Origin of the sequence: Enterobacter sp. BNK-18 (assembly GCF_047456135.1) — a bacterium.
GTDB lineage: Bacteria > Pseudomonadota > Gammaproteobacteria > Enterobacterales > Enterobacteriaceae > Enterobacter > Enterobacter ludwigii.
In genome coordinates this window covers 3,281,663-3,300,406 of record NZ_CP179899.1, presented here as the reverse complement: position 1 = coordinate 3,300,406, position 18,744 = coordinate 3,281,663, and the positions used below count along the sequence as shown (strand labels likewise).

Annotated in this window: 20 protein-coding genes; 13 read left to right on the top strand and 7 right to left on the bottom strand. The window is 52.3% G+C overall.

The window, feature by feature from the left end; genetic code table 11:
* Positions 1–2: 2 nt before the first annotated feature.
* The 3 genes from aaeB (at position 3) to ACMGG3_RS15850 (ending at position 3,832) form a co-directional block, all read left to right on the top strand.
* Positions 3–1,970, top strand: coding sequence for a p-hydroxybenzoic acid efflux pump subunit AaeB (gene aaeB, locus ACMGG3_RS15860; protein ID WP_014171852.1), 1,968 nt, complete (start codon positions 3–5; stop codon positions 1,968–1,970).
* Positions 1,971–2,059: 89 nt separating this feature from the next.
* Complete coding sequence (locus tag ACMGG3_RS15855) at positions 2,060–3,514, top strand: NAD-dependent succinate-semialdehyde dehydrogenase (protein WP_086532057.1); 1,455 nt, start codon at positions 2,060–2,062, stop codon at positions 3,512–3,514.
* Positions 3,515–3,559: 45 nt separating this feature from the next.
* Positions 3,560–3,832 carry a barstar family protein gene (locus tag ACMGG3_RS15850; protein ID WP_014171850.1) on the top strand — a complete coding sequence of 91 codons (273 nt, stop codon included), beginning with the start codon at positions 3,560–3,562 and terminating at the stop codon, positions 3,830–3,832.
* Between the two features lie 67 nt (positions 3,833–3,899).
* Here ACMGG3_RS15850 and yhcN (ACMGG3_RS15845) read toward each other — a convergent pair whose 3' ends face one another.
* The 3 genes from yhcN (ACMGG3_RS15845) to argR all read right to left on the bottom strand — a co-directional run bounded on the left by yhcN (ACMGG3_RS15845) (position 3,900) and on the right by argR (position 5,388).
* Positions 3,900–4,166 carry a peroxide/acid stress response protein YhcN gene (yhcN, locus tag ACMGG3_RS15845; protein WP_014171849.1) on the bottom strand — a complete coding sequence of 89 codons (267 nt, stop codon included), beginning with the start codon at positions 4,164–4,166 and terminating at the stop codon, positions 3,900–3,902.
* A 110-nt stretch (positions 4,167–4,276) separates the two neighbouring features.
* The gene (gene yhcN / locus ACMGG3_RS15840; RefSeq protein WP_014171848.1) at positions 4,277–4,540 is read right to left on the bottom strand and encodes a peroxide/acid stress response protein YhcN; all 264 of its coding nucleotides are present in this window, start codon (positions 4,538–4,540) and stop codon (positions 4,277–4,279) included.
* Between the two features lie 377 nt (positions 4,541–4,917).
* A complete protein-coding gene (gene argR / locus ACMGG3_RS15835) occupies positions 4,918–5,388 on the bottom strand; it encodes a transcriptional regulator ArgR (protein ID WP_014171847.1) in 471 nt (156 codons plus the stop codon).
* Between the two features lie 397 nt (positions 5,389–5,785).
* On the opposite strand from argR, the gene mdh reads away from it, so the two are divergent.
* The gene (gene mdh / locus ACMGG3_RS15830; RefSeq protein ID WP_410394283.1) at positions 5,786–6,724 is read left to right on the top strand and encodes a malate dehydrogenase; all 939 of its coding nucleotides are present in this window, start codon (positions 5,786–5,788) and stop codon (positions 6,722–6,724) included.
* 83 nt (positions 6,725–6,807) lie between these two features.
* Here the strand turns inward: mdh and degS are convergent, their stop codons facing one another.
* The 3 genes from degS to zapG all read right to left on the bottom strand — a co-directional run bounded on the left by degS (position 6,808) and on the right by zapG (position 9,903).
* The gene (degS, locus tag ACMGG3_RS15825; protein WP_414149309.1) at positions 6,808–7,875 is read right to left on the bottom strand and encodes an outer membrane-stress sensor serine endopeptidase DegS; all 1,068 of its coding nucleotides are present in this window, start codon (positions 7,873–7,875) and stop codon (positions 6,808–6,810) included.
* 92 nt (positions 7,876–7,967) lie between these two features.
* On the bottom strand, positions 7,968–9,335 hold the full coding sequence (degQ, locus tag ACMGG3_RS15820) for a serine endoprotease DegQ (RefSeq protein WP_414149308.1): 1,368 nt from the start codon (positions 9,333–9,335) through the stop codon (positions 7,968–7,970).
* Between the two features lie 169 nt (positions 9,336–9,504).
* Positions 9,505–9,903 (bottom strand): Z-ring associated protein ZapG, encoded by a 399-nt coding sequence (gene zapG, locus ACMGG3_RS15815; RefSeq protein WP_014171843.1) that lies wholly within the window; start codon positions 9,901–9,903, stop codon positions 9,505–9,507.
* 189 nt (positions 9,904–10,092) lie between these two features.
* On the opposite strand from zapG, the gene zapE reads away from it, so the two are divergent.
* The 3 genes from zapE to rpsI all read left to right on the top strand — a co-directional run bounded on the left by zapE (position 10,093) and on the right by rpsI (position 12,343).
* A complete protein-coding gene (zapE, locus tag ACMGG3_RS15810) occupies positions 10,093–11,217 on the top strand; it encodes a cell division protein ZapE (RefSeq protein ID WP_040018734.1) in 1,125 nt (374 codons plus the stop codon).
* Between the two features lie 289 nt (positions 11,218–11,506).
* Positions 11,507–11,935 carry a 50S ribosomal protein L13 gene (gene rplM / locus ACMGG3_RS15805; RefSeq protein WP_003860434.1) on the top strand — a complete coding sequence of 143 codons (429 nt, stop codon included), beginning with the start codon at positions 11,507–11,509 and terminating at the stop codon, positions 11,933–11,935.
* Between the two features lie 15 nt (positions 11,936–11,950).
* Positions 11,951–12,343: a 30S ribosomal protein S9 gene (gene rpsI, locus ACMGG3_RS15800; RefSeq protein WP_003860436.1), complete on the top strand. Its 393-nt coding sequence runs from the start codon at positions 11,951–11,953 to the stop codon at positions 12,341–12,343.
* Between the two features lie 11 nt (positions 12,344–12,354).
* Here rpsI and ACMGG3_RS15795 read toward each other — a convergent pair whose 3' ends face one another.
* Positions 12,355–12,657: a hypothetical protein gene (locus tag ACMGG3_RS15795; RefSeq protein ID WP_136342246.1), complete on the bottom strand. Its 303-nt coding sequence runs from the start codon at positions 12,655–12,657 to the stop codon at positions 12,355–12,357.
* Between ACMGG3_RS15795 and sspA the strand changes: the two genes are divergently transcribed.
* The 6 genes from sspA (at position 12,656) to ACMGG3_RS15765 (ending at position 18,665) form a co-directional block, all read left to right on the top strand.
* A complete protein-coding gene (gene sspA, locus ACMGG3_RS15790) occupies positions 12,656–13,294 on the top strand; it encodes a stringent starvation protein SspA (RefSeq protein WP_014071978.1) in 639 nt (212 codons plus the stop codon). The genes ACMGG3_RS15795 and sspA overlap by 2 nt on opposite strands.
* A 5-nt stretch (positions 13,295–13,299) precedes the next feature.
* Positions 13,300–13,791, top strand: coding sequence for a ClpXP protease specificity-enhancing factor (gene sspB / locus ACMGG3_RS15785; RefSeq protein ID WP_025202910.1), 492 nt, complete (start codon positions 13,300–13,302; stop codon positions 13,789–13,791).
* Between the two features lie 378 nt (positions 13,792–14,169).
* A complete protein-coding gene (locus ACMGG3_RS15780) occupies positions 14,170–14,853 on the top strand; it encodes a DUF1120 domain-containing protein (protein WP_410375173.1) in 684 nt (227 codons plus the stop codon).
* A gap of 120 nt (positions 14,854–14,973) precedes the next feature.
* Positions 14,974–15,678 (top strand): fimbria/pilus chaperone family protein, encoded by a 705-nt coding sequence (locus ACMGG3_RS15775; protein WP_032680186.1) that lies wholly within the window; start codon positions 14,974–14,976, stop codon positions 15,676–15,678.
* A 9-nt stretch (positions 15,679–15,687) separates the two neighbouring features.
* Positions 15,688–18,108: a fimbrial biogenesis usher protein gene (locus ACMGG3_RS15770; protein WP_414149307.1), complete on the top strand. Its 2,421-nt coding sequence runs from the start codon at positions 15,688–15,690 to the stop codon at positions 18,106–18,108.
* Positions 18,105–18,665: a hypothetical protein gene (locus tag ACMGG3_RS15765; RefSeq protein WP_032680188.1), complete on the top strand. Its 561-nt coding sequence runs from the start codon at positions 18,105–18,107 to the stop codon at positions 18,663–18,665. The genes ACMGG3_RS15770 and ACMGG3_RS15765 overlap by 4 nt, the downstream gene beginning before the upstream one ends.
* Positions 18,666–18,744 lie beyond the last annotated feature (79 nt).

Here is an 18,744-nt window from a genome sequence, read left to right as displayed (position 1 = left end):
TTATGGGTATCTTTTCCATCGCCAGCCAGCACATTCGCTTCGCCGTTAAGCTGGCGTGTGCCATTGTGCTGGCGCTGTTTGTCGGCTTCCACTTTCAGCTGGAAACCCCCCGCTGGGCCGTACTGACGGCGGCGATTGTCGCGGCAGGGCCTGCCTTTGCTGCGGGCGGGGAACCTTACTCCGGGGCGATCCGTTACCGTGGGATGCTGCGCATCATCGGGACATTTATTGGCTGTTTCGCCGCACTGACCATCATCATATTGATGATCCGCACGCCGCTGCTGATGCTGATGGTGTGCTGTATCTGGGCGGGCTTCTGCACCTGGCTCTCGTCGCTGGTGAAAGTGGAGAACTCCTACGCCTGGGGGCTGGCCGGTTATACCGCGCTGATTATTATCATCACCATTCAAAGCGAACCGCTGCTTGCCCCACAGTTTGCCGTAGAGCGCTGCAGTGAGATTGTCATCGGTATTGTCAGTGCCATTGTCGCTGACCTGCTTTTCTCTCCTCGCTCCATTAAGCAGGAAGTGGATCGTGAACTGGATGCGCTGATTGTTGCCCAGTATCAGTTGATGCAGCTCTGTATTAAGCATGGTGACAGCGAAGAGGTGGATAAAGCCTGGAGCGCTCTGGTGCGCCGCACCACGGCGCTGGAAGGGATGCGCAGCAATCTGAACATGGAGTCTTCGCGCTGGGCCCGTGCCAACCGCCGCCTTAAAGCCATCAACACCGTCTCCTTAACGCTGATTACCCAGGCGTGTGAAACCTATCTGATCCAAAACACCCGCCCGGACGCGGTAACCGATACCTTCCGCGAGCTGTTTGCGGAGCCGGTGGAAACCGTGCAGGACGTACACAAACAGCTTAAACGCATGCGCCGGGTCATTGCCTGGACCGGGGATCGTGATACGCCAGTGACGATCTATACCTGGGTCGGGGCCGCGACGCGCTACCTGTTGCTGAAACGCGGTGTGATCAGTAACACCAAAATCAGCGCGGTGGAGGAAGAGGTGCTGCAGGGTGAAGTGGTGATCAAGGCAGAATCCGCCGAACGCCATCACGCAATGGTTAACTTCTGGCGTACAACGCTTGCCTGTATGCTCGGCACGCTGTTCTGGCTGTGGACCGGCTGGACCTCCGGCAGCGGCGCGATGGTGATGATCGCCGTCGTTACCGCGTTGGCGATGCGTCTTCCGAATCCGCGCATGGTGGCCATTGATTTCCTGTTCGGCACAATTGCTGCACTGCCGATTGGCGCGTTCTATTTTCTGGTGATCATTCCCTCAACCCAGCAGAGCATGTTACTGCTCTGTATTAGCCTCGCGGTGATGGCGTTCTTTATCGGAATCGAAGTGCAAAAGCGCCGGCTGGGTTCATTGGGTGCCCTGGCCAGTACGATTAACATCATTGTGCTGGATAACCCGATGACCTTCCATTTCAGCCAGTTCTTAGACAGCGCCTTAGGTCAACTGGTGGGTTGTTTCCTGGCGATGATGGTCATTCTGCTGGTGCGGGATAACTCTCAGGCACGGACGGGCCGCGTGCTGTTGAATCAGTTTGTTTCGGCTGCCGTGTCGTCCATGACCACCAATACCGCGCGTCGCAAAGAGAACCACCTGCCGGCGCTCTATCAGCAGCTGTTTTTACTGCTGAACAAGTTCCCGGGTGACATCGCCAAGTTCCGTCTGGCCTTGACCATGATTATCGCGCACCAGCGTTTGCGTAATGCCCCCGTGCCCATCAATGACGATCTGTCGGCTTTCCACCGCCAGCTGCGTCGTACGGCCGACCACGTGCTTTCCGCCTCCAGCGATGACAAACGACGTCGTTACTTTAAGCAACTGCTTGAAGAGCTGGATATCTACCAGGAGAAGCTGAAAGTCTGGGAAGCGCCACCTCAGGTGACAGAGCCGGTAGGACGGCTGGTGTTTATGCTGCATCGCTACCAGAACGCCCTTACGGATAACTGACTGAAGTAAAAAAGCCGACGCCAAAAGCGTCGGTTTTTTTGTGGCTATACTTATTCCAGCATGCTCTTACATTCAGGAAGGGAGGACACATGACAACCCAGGCGCTTCAGGACAATCACCTTTTTCAGACCGGTTATCTGGTCAACGGCATATGGAAAACGCTGGACACGACGTTTGATGTGCTGAACCCGGCTACCGGTGAGGTCATCGCCAGAGTAGCCAAAGCCGGCAAAGCAGAAACCGAAGACGCCATTGCCGCGGCGGCCAAAGCCTTCCCGGCATGGCGCGCCAAAACCGCGAAAGAGCGTTCGGCAATTCTCTACCGCTGGTACGAACTGATCATTGAGAACAAAAGCTGGCTCGGGCGTTTAATGACCACCGAACAGGGCAAGCCCCTGAAAGAAGCGGAAGGCGAGGTGGAATACGCCGCGAGTTTTATCCAGTGGTTCGCCGAAGAGGCCAAGCGCGCGAACGGCGAAATTATTCCACCGATCAAACCGGGCTCCCGCATCCTGGCGACCCGCGAGCCCATCGGCGTGGTTGCGGCGATTACGCCGTGGAATTTCCCGATGGCCATGCTCACCCGTAAATTAGGTCCGGCGCTGGCGGCAGGGTGTACCGGGGTAATCAAACCGGCAAATAACACACCTCTCAGCGCCTTCGCGCTGCTTACGCTGGCAAAACAGGCCGGCGTACCGGATGGGGTACTCAACGCCGTAGCCGGGAATACGCATGAAATCAGTGACGCGATTATGGCGAGCCATGAGGTGCGGAAAATCTCCTTTACCGGCTCGACTTCCGTCGGCAAAACGCTGGTGCGTAACGCCGCAGAAACCATGAAGAAAGTGTCGATGGAGCTGGGAGGCAATGCGCCGTATATCGTCTTTGAAGATGCGGATATCGAGGCTGCCGTTAAAGGGGCTATCGCCAATAAATTCCGCAATGCCGGCCAGGTCTGCGTCAGCGTTAACCGTTTCTATATTCAGGAAACCGTCTACGACAAATTTGTGAATAAGCTTGCCGATGCGGTGAAGGCCCTGAAGGTCGGGAATGGTCTGGAAGAGGGCGTCATCGTGGGGCCGCTGATCGAATCCTCCGCCGTCGATAAGGTGCGTGAACACGTTGAAGATGCCGTGGCCCGGGGCGCGACCGTTCTGGCGGGCGGTAAACCCCATTCGCTTGGCGGCAATTTCTGGATGCCAACTGTCCTGGGCGATTGCCATGAAGGCATGAAACTGGCTGAAGAAGAGACGTTTGGCCCGGTTGCGGCCTGCTTCCGTTTCACCTCGGAAGATGAGGTTATCCAGCGTGCCAACAACACGCCATATGGCCTGGCGGCTTACTTCTATACCCAAAATCTGGCACGTGTCTTCCGCGTGTCGCAGGCCATCGAAAGCGGGATGATAGGAATTAACGAATGTGCCGTCTCCACAGAGCTGGGGCCGTTTGGTGGGGTAAAAGAGTCTGGCCTTGGGCGTGAAGGGTCCGTGCTGGGACTGGAAGAGTATCTGGAAGTCAAAACCCTGCATATTGGGGGATTATAATAATCAGGGCGGCGCAGGCCGCTCGCCTGGACTGGGTGACTGGCAATGAAAACCTATACCTTTGATTTTGACGAGATCGACAGTCAGGATGACTTCTATCGTGAATTTATCCGGGTGTTTGATCTTGAACGGGAAAGCGTCACCAATCTGGATACGCTGTGGGACGTGGTGACCGGCAGCCTGCTGCCGTTACCGCTGGAAATTGAGTTTATCCATCTGCCTGAAAAGTTGCGCAGACGGTTTGGCGCACTCATTTTGCTGTTTGATGAAGCGGAAGAAGAGCTGGAAGGGCAGCTACGTTTCAACGCGCGCCATTGATCAAGCCATAAAAAAGCCCCTGACCAGAAGGCCAGGGGCAAGTCGTATGATGAGATACGACGAGGGTTTATTTATACAGTTGAGCCGTTGCATGCCAGTGGTCACCCTGGTTCAGCTCGGTGACGCGATAGCTGCTGGCGCCTGCTTTTTCAGCTTTAGCGGCCAGTGCCTGACGGATATCCATTGGAGAGCCGGTAACGGATGTCACAGACACACTCCCCATAGACTGCAGATTCTGCGCCTGGTCAGCGTTCACTTGCTGTACGGCGGCACTTGCGCCGAAAGAGAGAACGGATGCCAGACCGAGGGTTGCGATGATGAATTTGGTTTTCATAGTTTTTGCTCCTGAATAGGGTTTTTGCTCAACGGCGAGAAGGGTTGAACTGCTATTTTTATGCCTGGTGCCGTTGAGTAGAGATTTTGGTCTTCAGTTATTACTAAAACTTATTTGTACAGCTCAGCGGTTGCGTGCCAGTGGTCACCTGAACGCGCTTCAATGATGCGATAAGATGACGCACCTTGTTCTTCCGCTTTTTTGTTCAGCATCTCATGCATGTCCATTGGAGACGTGCCGATTGCGCCCACGGAAACCGTACCGATTGCCTGGCGGGATTGTGCCTGCTCGGCATTGATAGCGTCAGCGGCGAAAGCACCGAATGACAGGACAGACAGGACGCTGAGCGCCGCTACAGTAGTTTTGATTTTCATGATTCTTTACCTCGTCGAATTTTTAGTGGGGTCTTTGTTTCGTGACCCTCATCACAAAATCAAGTATACACTAATAACGGTAAAAATTAATACCAGACTAATTGTTTCTGTTGTTATTACGTATTAACTAACCTGTTTTTTATAACCTAATGGCATAAAATTGTACGTTTATTGTTCATAGTGTGGCTGTATATCTAAGAAAATCATATGGATATCAGCTTTTGATTTTTTGTGCGATTTTTTGATTTATCATTCACCAAATGAATGTTAATGGGCGGTAAAAAGCACTATTTGTTAAAGTAAAGGGCGGGATAAAATAGGGGTAAACGCGGCAGAAGCAGAATGATCCCCGCAGCAGGACGCCACGGGGAGGGTAATCAGAGTTCCTGCTCGAACAGGTCCAGAATCGCTTCGTAGAGATCTTTCACTGAGAAGCCATTGGCGGGGGTAGTGAAGATGGTATCGTCACCCGCAATCGTCCCAAGGATGCCTTTGGGCTTACCCAGCGAGTCCAGCATACGTGCAATCAACTGTGCAGCACCCGGGCTGGTATGGATCACGACAACGGCATCGTTGTAATCGATATCGAGAACCAGATTCTTTAACGGACTGGAGGTGGTTGGCACGCCAAGTTCTGCAGGCAGGCAGTAGACCATCTCCATTTTGGCGTTACGCGTACGTACCGCACCAAATTTGGTTAACATGCGGGAGACTTTCGACTGGTTGATGTTATCGAAGCCTTGTTCCTGTAAAGCCTGAACAATTTCTCCCTGAGAACTGAATATCTCTTCTTTGAGTAGCGCTTTAAACGCCTTCACTAAATCTTCTTGCTTAGACGAGCTTCGCATAAGTCACCCGGAATATGACGAAAGAAACAACATTATTATGCATGTGGATGAATTTTTATGCAAATTATCTGCCAGCGGTTAGGCTGAAATAATGTTATGAAAGGGAGTGATTTTATCAGATTTCGTTATCAGAAAACATGCCTGGGTCACGGCAAGCAAATAAGCTTAAAAGTAAATTAAATGTTATCAAAATGATGTTGTTTTGGTGGCGTGGCAGGGTGTATTGTAACCCCCTCTTAATTCGTTGTCGTCTGTCGTCAGATAGCCTTCTGGTGAGAGATAAAGTCGCGCGACCTCAAATTATTTAGTGACGAAAATTGTAATTAATTACCTGCTGAATTATGGTCGCCGCAACGGAGTTACAGATACTTAAGTTAACCATAATAAGGAGTTTAGGATGAAAGTCGCAGTCCTCGGCGCTGCTGGTGGTATCGGCCAGGCGCTTGCCCTACTACTGAAAACCCAACTGCCTTCAGGCTCAGAACTCTCCCTGTACGATATTGCTCCGGTAACCCCAGGTGTGGCGGTTGACCTGAGCCACATCCCGACAGCTGTGAAAATCAAAGGCTTCTCCGGTGAAGATGCTCGTCCTGCCCTGCAGGGCGCGGACGTGGTGCTGATCTCCGCTGGCGTGGCGCGTAAGCCAGGCATGGATCGTTCAGACCTGTTCAACGTCAACGCGGGTATTGTGAAAAACCTGGTGCAGCAGATTGCTGAAACCTGCCCGAAAGCGTGCATTGGTATCATCACTAACCCGGTGAACACCACGGTTGCTATCGCGGCAGAAGTGCTGAAAAAAGCCGGTGTTTACGATAAGAACAAACTGTTCGGCGTAACCACGCTGGACATCATCCGTTCCAACACCTTCGTGGCTGAACTGAAAGGTAAACAGCCTGCAGAAGTTGAAGTGCCGGTTATCGGCGGTCACTCTGGTGTCACCATTCTGCCTCTGCTGTCGCAGATCCCTGGTGTTAGCTTCACCGAGCAGGAAGTGGCTGACCTGACCAAACGCATCCAGAACGCGGGCACCGAAGTGGTGGAAGCGAAGGCGGGTGGCGGTTCTGCAACCCTGTCTATGGGTCAGGCGGCGGCACGTTTTGGTCTGTCACTGGTTCGTGCACTGCAGGGCGAGAAAGGCGTTGTTGAATGCGCGTATGTTGAAGGCGACGGCGAACACGCTCGTTTCTTCTCTCAGCCGCTGCTGCTGGGTAAAAACGGTATCGAAGAACATCAGCCGATTGGCAAGCTGAGCGCGTTTGAACAGAACGCGATGGAAGGCATGCTGGATACGCTGAAGAAAGATATCACTCTGGGCGAAGAGTTCGTTAACAAGTAAAACGGATGTCCCCACAGGCCGGGTAAGCCGTCATGCCGCCCGGCAAAAAAAACGGAGCAATGCGCTCCGTTTTTTTATGCCTGTCAGTTGGTGGCCGGGTATTCCTGAATCGTCACCTGCAGCGTCAGCTTCTTATCGTTACGCATGACTTCAACCGGGATGATAGAGCCAGGACGTATCTCCGCAACCTGATCCATGGTCTCCAGCGCCGATACCGCTGGTGTGCCGTTGACCGACACGATGACATCATTAACCTGAATTCCCGCGTTAGCCGCCGGGCCGCTAGGCGACACTTCGTTGACCACGATGCCCTGAATCTGATCGATACCGCCGCCCTGCGAATGCATAGGCGCAATTTCACGACCGCCAATACCAATATAACCGCGGATCACACGGCCATCGCGGATAAGCTTATCCATGATCTTGGTCGCCAGCTGGAAGGGAATGGCGAACCCAATCCCTTCCGGCGTCTCACCGTCATTGCTCTTATCGAACGAGAGGGTATTGATACCCATCAGTTCGCCCAGCGAGTTGACCAGCGCACCGCCGGAGTTACCGTGGTTGATGGACGCATCGGTTTGCAGGAAGTTCTGCCGTCCCGACGGGTTGAGGCCAATGCGACCGGTGGCACTGATAATCCCCTGCGTGATCGTCTGGCCCAGGTTATAAGGGTTACCGATAGCCAGCACGACGTCGCCAATATGAGGGGTTCGTTTACGGTTGATAGGAATAACCGGTAAACCGCCCGTGGCGTTGATCTTCAAAACAGCCAGGTCAGTCAGGCTATCCGAGCCCACCAGCAGGGCCTCAAACACGCGGCCATCCTGCAGGGCAACGATGATCTGGTCGGCATCGTTAATCACGTGTTTGTTGGTAATGATGTAGCCGCGCTCGTCCATAATTACCCCTGAGCCGAGAGTGCGGATCTCCAGCTGGTTATGGGCTGAGCTATTGAGGCCACGGTTATAAACGTTAACCACGGCAGGCGCGGCACGGCGAACGGCCTGGTTGTAGGTCGCAGGCGTTTCATCCGCACTGTCGAACTGAGGCGCCGACAGCTTATTGAACTGGCGTAAAGACGGCATGACGACCAGCAGCAGGCCGGCAACAATCAAACCGATGACAATTGAACGAAAGAGCTTTAAAAGCATGATGCGCGTGTCGTTAATAAAGGAACGATTTGCAGCATAACATGAGTTATCCGGACATCACACGCAGCGGTGATGTCCGGAATCGCAAATGCTTAGCGCAACAGAATATAGATAGACTCGTTGCCGCGCATAACCTGCAGGGCAATGACCGCCGGTTTGCTTTCCAGCACCTTGCGCAGTTCTGCGATGGATTGCACGCGATTGCGGTTCACGCCGATGATCACATCATCCTGATGCAATCCGGCCTGCGCGGCAGGGGTGCTCTTCTCGACGGTATCGACGCTAATTCCTTTCGTCCCGTCTTTCAGCTGCCCATCGCTCAGCGTTGCCCCTTGCAGCGCCGGGGCGATAAGCTCCGCGCTGGCAGAGGATGAGGTGCTCTTATCAAGCGTCACTTCGACATCCAGCGGCTTACCATCACGAATCAGGCCTAACTTCACTTTGGCACCCGGTTCGGTGGTGGCAATACGCGAGCGCAGTTCCGCAAAGCTGCTCAGCGGTTTATCGTTCAGGCTGACAATCACATCGCCCGACTTCACGCCAGCTTTTGCCGAGCCGGAGTTTGGCAGCACTTCACTGACAAACGCACCGCGCTGCACATTGATGTTGAACGCTTTCGCGATGTCAGCGCTCATCTCCATCCCTTTGATGCCCAACAGCCCGCGTTTGACCTCACCGAACTGAATGAGCTGCTGCGCCAGCGTTTTGGCCATATTGCTGGGGATAGCAAAACCGATGCCGATACTGCCGCCGCCCGGCGCCAGGATAGCGGTGTTAATCCCTATCAGCTCGCCGTTGAGGTTGAGTAAGGCCCCGCCGGAGTTCCCGCGGTTGATTGAGGCATCGGTCTGGATAAAGTTTTCCAGGCCTTCCAGATTCAGACCGCTGCGACCCAGCGCCGAGATTATCCCGGAGGTGGCGGTTTGCCCTAAACCAAACGGATTTCCCACGGCGACAGCAAAATCACCAACACGCAGTTTATCGGAGTCCGCAATGGCAATCTGAGTCAGATTGCTCGGGTTTTGCACCTGCAGCAGCGCGATGTCACTCTGGTCATCGCCGCCAATCAGTTTGGCCTCAAACTCACGCCCATCGTTCAGCTGTACGCTGATTTTATCGGCCTGACTGATAACATGATTGTTGGTCAGAATATAACCTTTGGCCGCATCAATAATGACGCCAGAACCCAGACCTTCAAAAGGCTGCGCCTGCTGGTCGGGCGACTCATCGCCAAAATATTTTTTCAGTTCTTCAGGTACGCGTTGATTTTGTAATGCCGTGCCTTCTACCTGCACGCTCACTACCGCAGGCAGAACTTTTTCCAGCATTGGCGCAAGGCTTGGAATTGCCGCCTGGCCGGGTACCTGGGAAGGCAGGGCGGCAGATGCAGGGAAGGACGCCGAGAGAGATAACCCGACACTTAACGCTATAGCGCTCAACAGCTGGTTTTTTTTCTTCATCGATGCTGACTCTCGTAACCTGGAATAAAGGAAAAACGGCCCTAAAACACGTTGATGTTATTGAATTTTAAACCGCTGAACAATGAAGTGCTTACTCAATAATAGCTGGGGTCATGAAGAAAGGACGGGCGCAATAGCAGCGCCCGTAAAATAAATTCAGGTTGTGCGATTAATCGCGTTTTGCACCGCCGCGCAGCAGGCCAGACGCGCCATCTGAATAGTCGCGTGGCATCTGAACAGGGGCCTGATCGTTACCGGCTTCAGAGTCGGCCAGACGGTTACGGAATGGATTGGATTCCGCGGTCATTTCTGGCAGCAGGCTGCTGGAGCTTTTTGCCATATGTTGATAGAGCTGACGATAGTCGGTCGCCATGTTGTCCAGCAGCTCGGCGCTACGGGCAAAGTGGCTGACCAGCTCTTCACGATACTCTTCCAGCTCGGCTTTGTTCTTTTCCAGTTCGTACTGCAGTGACTGCTGCTGACGCAATTTGCGATTACCGAAACGCATGGCCACAGCACCAATGACGATGCCGACGACTAAACCGATTAGCGCATATTCCCAGGTCATGAACTTCTCCCGTTGTCTTGTTGTTCCGTAGGGTGTTGGCTCGGCTCCTGCCTGTGCCTGATATTGCCACTATAACCGCTATTTCCGCAGAAGTGGAATCCTGACGTATCATCGCGTAGTGTAGAACGGCCTTTTTTTCATCAGTCACGTCTGCTGGTGAGTATTATTTGAAGGAATAACAATACGTTTATGCAAAACCTGTCCCCTGCATCGCGATACCAACTTGCCCTAAATGAGGGTACACATCAGCCGGATGACGTTCAGCGTGAAGCGGTGAATCGTCTGGATACGATTTATCAGGAGCTCACGGCAAAACCTGCAGAGGGTGAACAGAGCGGTGGGTTGAAGGCGGCTCTGGGGCGGTTGCTCGGAAAAAAAGAGCCACAGACTCATGCGCCGGTGCGCGGTTTGTATATGTGGGGCGGCGTCGGGCGTGGGAAAACCTGGCTGATGGACCTCTTTTATCTGAGCCTGCCGGGGACCCGTAAGCAGCGTCTGCATTTCCACCGCTTTATGCTGCGGGTTCACGAAGAGCTGACGGCACTGCAGGGCAAAAGCGATCCGCTGGAGATTGTGGCCGACAGGTTCAAGGCGGAAACGGACGTACTCTGTTTTGACGAGTTTTTTGTCTCCGATATTACCGACGCCATGCTGCTGGGTGGCCTGATGAAAGCGCTGTTCGCACGCGGGATAACGCTGGTGGCGACCTCGAATATCCCGCCGGATGAGCTTTACCGCAATGGCCTGCAGCGCGCGCGTTTCCTGCCTGCTATTGATGCCATCAAACAGCACTGCGACATCATGAATGTTGATGCCGGGGTGGATTACCGCCTGCGTACCTTAACTCAGGCGCATCTGTGGCTCTCTCCCTTAAACGATGAGACCACGCAGCAGATGGATAAACTGTGGCTGGCGCTGGCGGGGGCAAAACGGGCTCATGCCCCTGAGCTCGAGATTAACCATCGCCCGCTGCAAACCCTGGGTGTCGAAAATCAAACCCTGGCCGTCTCCTTTGCAACGCTCTGTGTGGATGCCCGCAGTCAGCATGACTACATCGCGCTCTCGCGCCTGTTCCATACCGTGATGCTGCTCAACGTGCCGGTCATGACGCCGCTAATGGAAAGCGAAGCGCGCCGCTTCATTGCGCTGGTCGATGAGTTCTATGAGCGTCACGTGAAGCTTGTGGTCAGCGCCGAGGTACCTTTATATGAGGTGTATAAAGGCGAGCGGCTGAAGTTTGAGTTCCAGCGCTGTCTGTCGCGCCTGCAGGAGATGCAAAGCGAGGAGTATCTTAAGCTTCAGCATATGCCATAAATGCGACCTTCTCCCTGTGGGAGAGGGGCTGGGGGTGAGGGCGGCAGACTGCAAAAACCTTACCCCCGAAAAACCCGCCTCGAATCACATTTAAGGGTCGATCTTTGACCTCAACTTCTCTATAATCTTGCGACCCCACGTTACGAGAAGGTTTTTTTCCCGAAACTTTCTATGTGTCGGCATTAGCTATTCGAAGGGGTAGGTTTGCCGGACTTTGTCGTGTGAACCTCAACTGACTAAACGTTTGGGTGTTCACCAACGTGTAACTTATTATTTGGGTAAGCTTTTAATGAAAACTTTTACAGCTAAACCAGAAACCGTACAGCGCGACTGGTATGTTGTTGACGCGACCGGTAAAACTCTGGGCCGTCTGGCTACTGAACTGGCTCGTCGCCTGCGCGGTAAGCATAAAGCGGAATACACTCCGCACGTTGATACGGGTGATTACATCATCGTTCTGAACGCAGATAAAGTTGCTGTAACCGGCAACAAGCGTACAGACAAAATGTACTACCATCACACTGGCCACATCGGTGGTATCAAAGAAGCGACCTTTGAAGAGATGATTGCTCGCCGTCCTGAGCGTGTGATTGAAATCGCGGTTAAAGGCATGCTGCCAAAAGGCCCGCTGGGTCGTGCTATGTTCCGTAAACTGAAAGTTTACGCAGGTAACGAGCACAACCACGCGGCACAGCAACCGCAAGTTCTTGACATCTAATCGGGATTATAGGCAATGGCTGAAAATCAATACTACGGCACTGGTCGCCGCAAAAGTTCCGCAGCTCGCGTGTTCATCAAACCGGGCAGTGGTAAAATCGTAATCAACCAACGTTCTCTGGAACAGTACTTCGGTCGTGAAACTGCCCGCATGGTAGTTCGCCAGCCGCTGGAACTGGTTGATATGGTAGAAAAACTGGATCTGTACATCACCGTTAAAGGTGGTGGTATCTCCGGTCAGGCAGGTGCGATCCGTCACGGTATCACCCGCGCTCTGATGGAGTACGACGAATCCCTGCGTTCTGAACTGCGTAAAGCTGGCTTCGTTACTCGTGACGCTCGTCAGGTTGAACGTAAGAAAGTGGGTCTGCGTAAAGCACGTCGTCGTCCACAGTTCTCCAAACGTTAATCCTTTTCTGCTTACGCAGAAACGATTGGCGAAAAACCCGCTTCGGCGGGTTTTTTTTTATGGATAATGTGCAGGTTATCCACAGCATCACTGCATATATCTTCTCTTTTTCCACATTTCCAGAATCCCCTCACCACAAAGCCATCAAAATCTGGTAAACTATCATCCAATTTTCTGCCCAAATATCGGTGAATACTCGTTTTTTGTTCGATTCTTGAACAATGTGTTTTCTCTGGGATGGGCGATACAACATCTGGCTGGCCCTGTTTGGGCTGGTAGCAGTAAAAATTCTGAATATACCTGGAGGTTTTCATGGCTGTCGCTGCCAACAAACGTTCGGTAATGACGCTGTTTTCTGGTCCTACTGACATTTATAGCCATCAGGTTCGTATCGTGCTGGCCGAGAAGGGTGTCAGTTTTGAGATCGAGCATGTGGAAAAGGATAACCCGCCTCAGGATCTGATCGATCTCAACCCGAGCCAAAGCGTACCGACGCTGGTGGATCGCGAGCTGACCCTGTGGGAATCCCGTATCATTATGGAATATCTGGATGAGCGTTTCCCGCATCCACCACTGATGCCTGTTTACCCTGTTGCACGTGGTGAAAGCCGCCTGTACATGCAGCGTATCGAAAAAGACTGGTACACGCTGATGAACGTTATCGTCAACGGTTCCTCTTCTGAAGCAGACGCTGCACGTAAGCAACTGCGTGAAGAGCTGCTGGCGATTGCCCCTGTGTTTGGTCAGAAACCATTCTTCCTGAGCGATGAGTTCAGCCTGGTAGATTGCTACCTGGCGCCGTTGCTGTGGCGTCTGCCAACCCTGGGCGTAGAGTTCAGCGGTCCGGGCGCGAAAGAGCTGAAGGGCTACATGACTCGCGTATTTGAACGCGATTCTTTCCTGGCATCTTTAACTGAACCGGAACGTGAAATGCGTCTCGGCCGAGGCTAATGACTGTGGAAATGTCACAACTTACCCCACGCCGTCCGTATCTGCTGCGCGCCTTCTATGAATGGCTGCTGGATAACCAGCTCACGCCGCACCTGGTTGTGGATGTGACGTTGCCGGGCGTGCAGGTTCCTATGGAATATGCACGTGACGGGCAGATCGTACTGAACATCGCGCCGCGCGCGGTGGGTAACCTTGAACTGGCCAACGACGAAGTGCGCTTTAACGCGCGTTTCGGCGGTGTGCCGCGTCAGGTTTCTGTACCGCTGGCTGCGGTGCTGGCGATTTATGCGCGTGAAAACGGTGCAGGCACCATGTTTGAGCCGGAAGCGGCTTATGACGAGGATGTTGTCGGCCTGAATGACGAAAACGGCGCTTCGGAAAACGAAAGCGAAACGCTGATGTCGGTCATTGAGGGTGACAAGCCCGATCACAATGACGATCCTGATGACGATCCGCCGCCGCGCGGAGGCCGTCCGGCACTGCGCGTTGTGAAGTAGTAAAAGCATTTTTATCGACTATCCAGTTAGTTATTCAGACTAGCTGGATTTTTTATGTCTTTTTATGTCAAAACGTTTAATAAAGTAAATTATATACATCCCTTCTTTTTTTCCTGTCCCCACCGTTCGGATAATTTCAAGCTATATCTCCGCTGAATATAATATGTCATTTTAAAGCTATATACACTCTTATAAATAAATATCACTTATTGATAGCGTTATTCTAAATCCATAAATTAATTTTTCTAAATTGCTTGTATTTATAAAGATTATATTATCTACGCATGCTCTCAAGCATGACGATAAACAGTATGGGATAAATTTATTTATCCCTGCTGTATTTAATATTGCAATTACTCATATGTTAAGGAATAACAAGTGAAAAAGGTTTTACTCGCTACTGCGCTCTCTCTCTGTGTGACATCCGCTTTTGCGGCTAACCCGACTGCCGTTCTGAAAGTCAAAGGTACGCTGACTAATTCAGCCTGTACGCCTCAGTTAAGCAACGGCGGAACGGTTGACTACGGCACAATTAGTTTGGGTGGTTTAAGCTCAACGGCAGTTAACCAGCTGGGCCAGAAAGACATCGATCTGACTATTACCTGCACCGCAGCAACAAAAGTGTCCTGGAATATGATTGACGATCGCGCTGATTCTAACGCGAAACTCACCGTTGAGAATGGCGCGTTTGGTGGTGGTTCTAATTCGTCTGAAAGCCAGACTTACGGTGTAGGTAAAACAACAGGTGCAACACCAGTGAACATCGGAACTTACTCGCTGTTCGTTAAAACTGACAGCGTAATGGCTGACGGCGCTAAAGTTGACCCAATTTACCAGCAGAATGCTACGGGTAACTGGTCGAAGAGCACCAACGGTACAACTCAGGGCGATAACTATCGTGATTTCACCGTTGCAACTGTTGGCACCCTGGCTCCACTGGCGTTCCAGACCGCAACCTTCCCACTGGTGACCTCTCTGGCAATCCAGGATACCACCACGCTGGCGATCACTGATGACACCCAGCTTGATGGTCAGGTGACTATCAGCCTGCGTTATCTGTAAGACTTTTAATCGAGTAAACGTAATTTAATTAACCGGAGAGTAAATGCGCTGCATTTACTCTCTTTTTAACGGCGCGATAAACATGGACTGTTCTGTTGTTGCTTTCAAGGAGATATTATTATGCATTGTTTAAAATCCACTTTATTTAACACGCTGATTACTGCCGCGTTATTATCTTCCAGTGTTGCTGTACATGCAGAAGGCATGGTGCCTGAAACCAGTCTGTTAATCATTGATGAAGCGACGCACAGTGGAACGATTAACGTCAAGAATACCGATTCGCATCCTTCACTTTTATATACAAATGTCGTTGACCTGCCGGACGATACCGGTCTTAAGCTTATTGCAACGCAGCCGGTGGTACGTCTTGAGCCAGGTCAGACGCAGCAGCTGCGCTTTATTCTTCAGAACAAACAGCCATTGGATGTAGAGCATTATAAACGCGTCACATTCGACGGTATTCCGCCTAAAAACGATGATAAAAAAATAAAGATTGGCATTAACATTCGCCAGGATATTCCCGTGCTTATTCGTCCGGCATCCCTGGGAGTGGTCACTGATGCCTGGAAGTTCCTGAAGTGGTCCTCAAACGGCACATCCGTCACCGTGAACAATCCCAGCAAATATGTGGTCCGTCTTGGGCAGAACGTGATGCTGCTGCCTTCAGGGGTGAGTGCCTCTCTGTCCAAAACCTACATTCTTCCTGGCGAAACGCTAACGGCTGATATGAGTAAGAAAGTCAGTGGTGACAGCAGCGTTAAGTTTTTCCCGGCCAGCCGCTATGGCGTTGAGGTCCCGAGCTTTACGTCGGAATTAAATAAATAAAATAGGGATATGACGGTGAGTAAACAAAGCCGCCTTGCACTTTGTGTCCGCGCCATTCTTTGCGGCACATTACCTCTGGTGTTACTTGATTCAACATCCGTACTGGCGAGGGAGGTCACCTTCGACACGGGGATAATGCAAACGCTGGGGTTGAATAAAGATCTCAACCATTACTTCGCAGAAGCACCGCGCTTTTTACCCGGAACCCACTCCGTTTCGGTGAAGGTCAACGGGAAAGAGCGAGGAATGGCTGCAGTTCGTTTCAACAAAGACGGCATGCTTTGCTTTGATAACGATCTCATGGAGTTTGCTGGGCTGATGCCTGTGTCAATAAAGTCCGGTGAGGAGTGTCATGATATTCGGGATAACTATCCTAAAGCCGTCATCAACGCCTTGCCTAACCAGGAGGCCGTTGAACTCTATCTGCCAGCTGAAGCGGTGAACAGTCTGTCGTCGGATATCAAAAACTTCCAGCATGGCGGAACGGCGGCGCTGCTGAACTATTCATTGTTCAGCACCCATAACGACTATGGTGACAATGACAGCAGCCGCTACTCTCAGGCCAGCCTGGAAGCCGGTTTCAACACGATGGACTGGGCGCTGCGCAGCCGTTATATCCTGACGGATGACGACGGTAGCCGAAATGCCGAAAGCATTTACACCTATGCAGAGCATGTCTTTACCGCGCAAAAAATGACGATGCAGGTGGGTGAAATCAACGCCATGTCCAATGTGTTGAGCGGGGTGCCGATTACCGGCGTTCAGTTTATGCCGACCAGCGGTCTGGCGAGAGCAAGCTCTGGCGTGAGCGTTTCCGGTATTGCACAGTCTTCCCAGGCACGTGTCGAAATCCGCCAGAATGGTCAACTGGTCTTCAGTACCCTTGTGCCAGCCGGCCCCTTCACGCTGGATGACGTGCCCGTGGTTCGCAACAATGTGGATCTGGACGTCTCGGTGGTGGAATCCGACGGCGCAACTAACCGTTTCATCGTCCCGGCGTCTCAGGTAAGGGCGCGCAACCTTTCACGCCCGCAGGGTCTAACCCTTTCTGTAGGTCAGGTGCGCAGCATCGACAGCGACTATAACGATCCGCTGGTGATGAACATCTCTGACGGCTGGCGTGTCTCTCCGTGGATGAATCTCCTGGCTTCAGGTGCCGCTGCGGAAAACTATCAGGCGGCAGGCGGCAGGACAGAGTTCCTGATAAGCGATGACTGGACCGTTTCAACGGGTGCGGCAGTCAGCAATGCGAGCTTTGGTGACAGCAGCAGCGGGGTAAAAACCGAGCTGCAAAGTGATTACATCCTGAACGAGTACGTCGGTCTTTCAGGCAGTGCGACGCATTACAGCGGAGAGTACCGCGAACTGGCTGATGCGATGGATGATGATTATCAGGGATACGACAACACCTATTCCGGCAACGTTCGTTTCTCCTCCCCTCTGGCGGGGGTGTTTAGCGCAGGGTTCAACTACAACCAGACCAGCGGTGACGGTGAAGATTCACGTTATCTCTTGCTGTCATGGGGAAAGACCTTTACGTACGCGTCAGTATCCATGAACTGGCAAAGTGCGGTCGGTAATGTCGATGACGATCAGGACAATGAGATGTTCTACGTCAACGTGAGCATCCCGCTCGGCGGCAGTCAGTCCATCAGTACCTATATGCGTAAACAGGGTGATAGCACCACCTATGGCGCGTCTAACAGCGGCTCGCTGGGAGACAATACGAACTATTACATCTCAGCCGATCGCGATCAGGATTCGAAAGACAACAGCTTCAACGGCAACATCAACACTAACCTGCGCTATACGCAACTGAGCGTGGGGGGCGGAACCAGTGGGGATAATCAGCGGAACTACAATGCGACATTGTCGGGTGGCGTGGCCATGCATAAAGAGGGTGTGACTTTCTCGCCGTATACGATTCAGGACACCTTCGCGATTGCCAGACTGAGCGAGAAGAAGAGCGGCGTTGAAATCTCCACTCCGCAAGGTACCGTCTGGACCGATCCATGGGGCCAGGCCGTGGTACATTCACTCAACGAATGGCATAACTCCCGCATAGAAATTGATGCTAATAAGCTGCCGCAGAGTATGACGCTGGCTAACGGCACGAAATATATTGCCGCAGGCCATGCCTCGGTCAGCGAGATTGATTTCAAAGTACTCAACAGCCGCCGCGTCATGCTAAGTGTTAAGCAGGCTGACGGTCAGCCCCTGAGTAAAGGGATCTCGATTGTTGATGAGAAAGGTAACTATATCGTGACCACGGTTGATGATGGCCACGTCTTTATTAACGATGCCGATCAGCTGAGTGCGCTCTACGCGCTAGACGGTGACAATAACCGACTGTGTAAGATTGATTACACCCTGGCTGATAAGCGTGACGAAAATGCCTTCTATGAAGAAGTGAACGGAGTCTGCCGATGAACAGTCGACACTTATCGGGCTTAGTGGCCTTGCTGATGCTCGGTGTGACAGGAATAACCCATGCTGAAGAGTGCCAGCTCAGTCTCTCACAGCCGGTGGTGGATTATCATGAGATGCGCCGGGATACGATCGAAACGACGCAGCAGGACTGGCATAAAATGGCCGATCGTGACATCACGGTAAATGTTTTTTGCCCTCAGTCTCAGCAGATGGCGGTGATACTGCGCGGTACAGCGGGAGATAAGGGGCGGTTTCTTTTTGGGCAGTCCGGCGGTGTCGCAGTCAAAATTGACAACATGACCGTCGATGGCAAAAGTTACACCGTGGGTAAAACGGTCGATCAGCTGAATTTTACGCCAGAAAACGGTACACCGACGCCGTTCTATCTGCGTAATAACGAGGCGGTGATTGCGCTTGAGAATAACCAGGTCCCTTCAGGCCAGCAGATGAGTTTCAACGTAACGCTCTCACCGGTTCTCAACGAAAGCGCGTTCAGCCATCTGACAGATCAAACTACGCTGGAAAGTGATTTGACCTGGAGCTTATTGACGAAGTAACCCTTCTTTTCGCAGCACCACAGAAAAGCGGAGCTGCAGGGGGAGAATCAACGGCGGTTAGCCGCATAAAAAAAGCCGG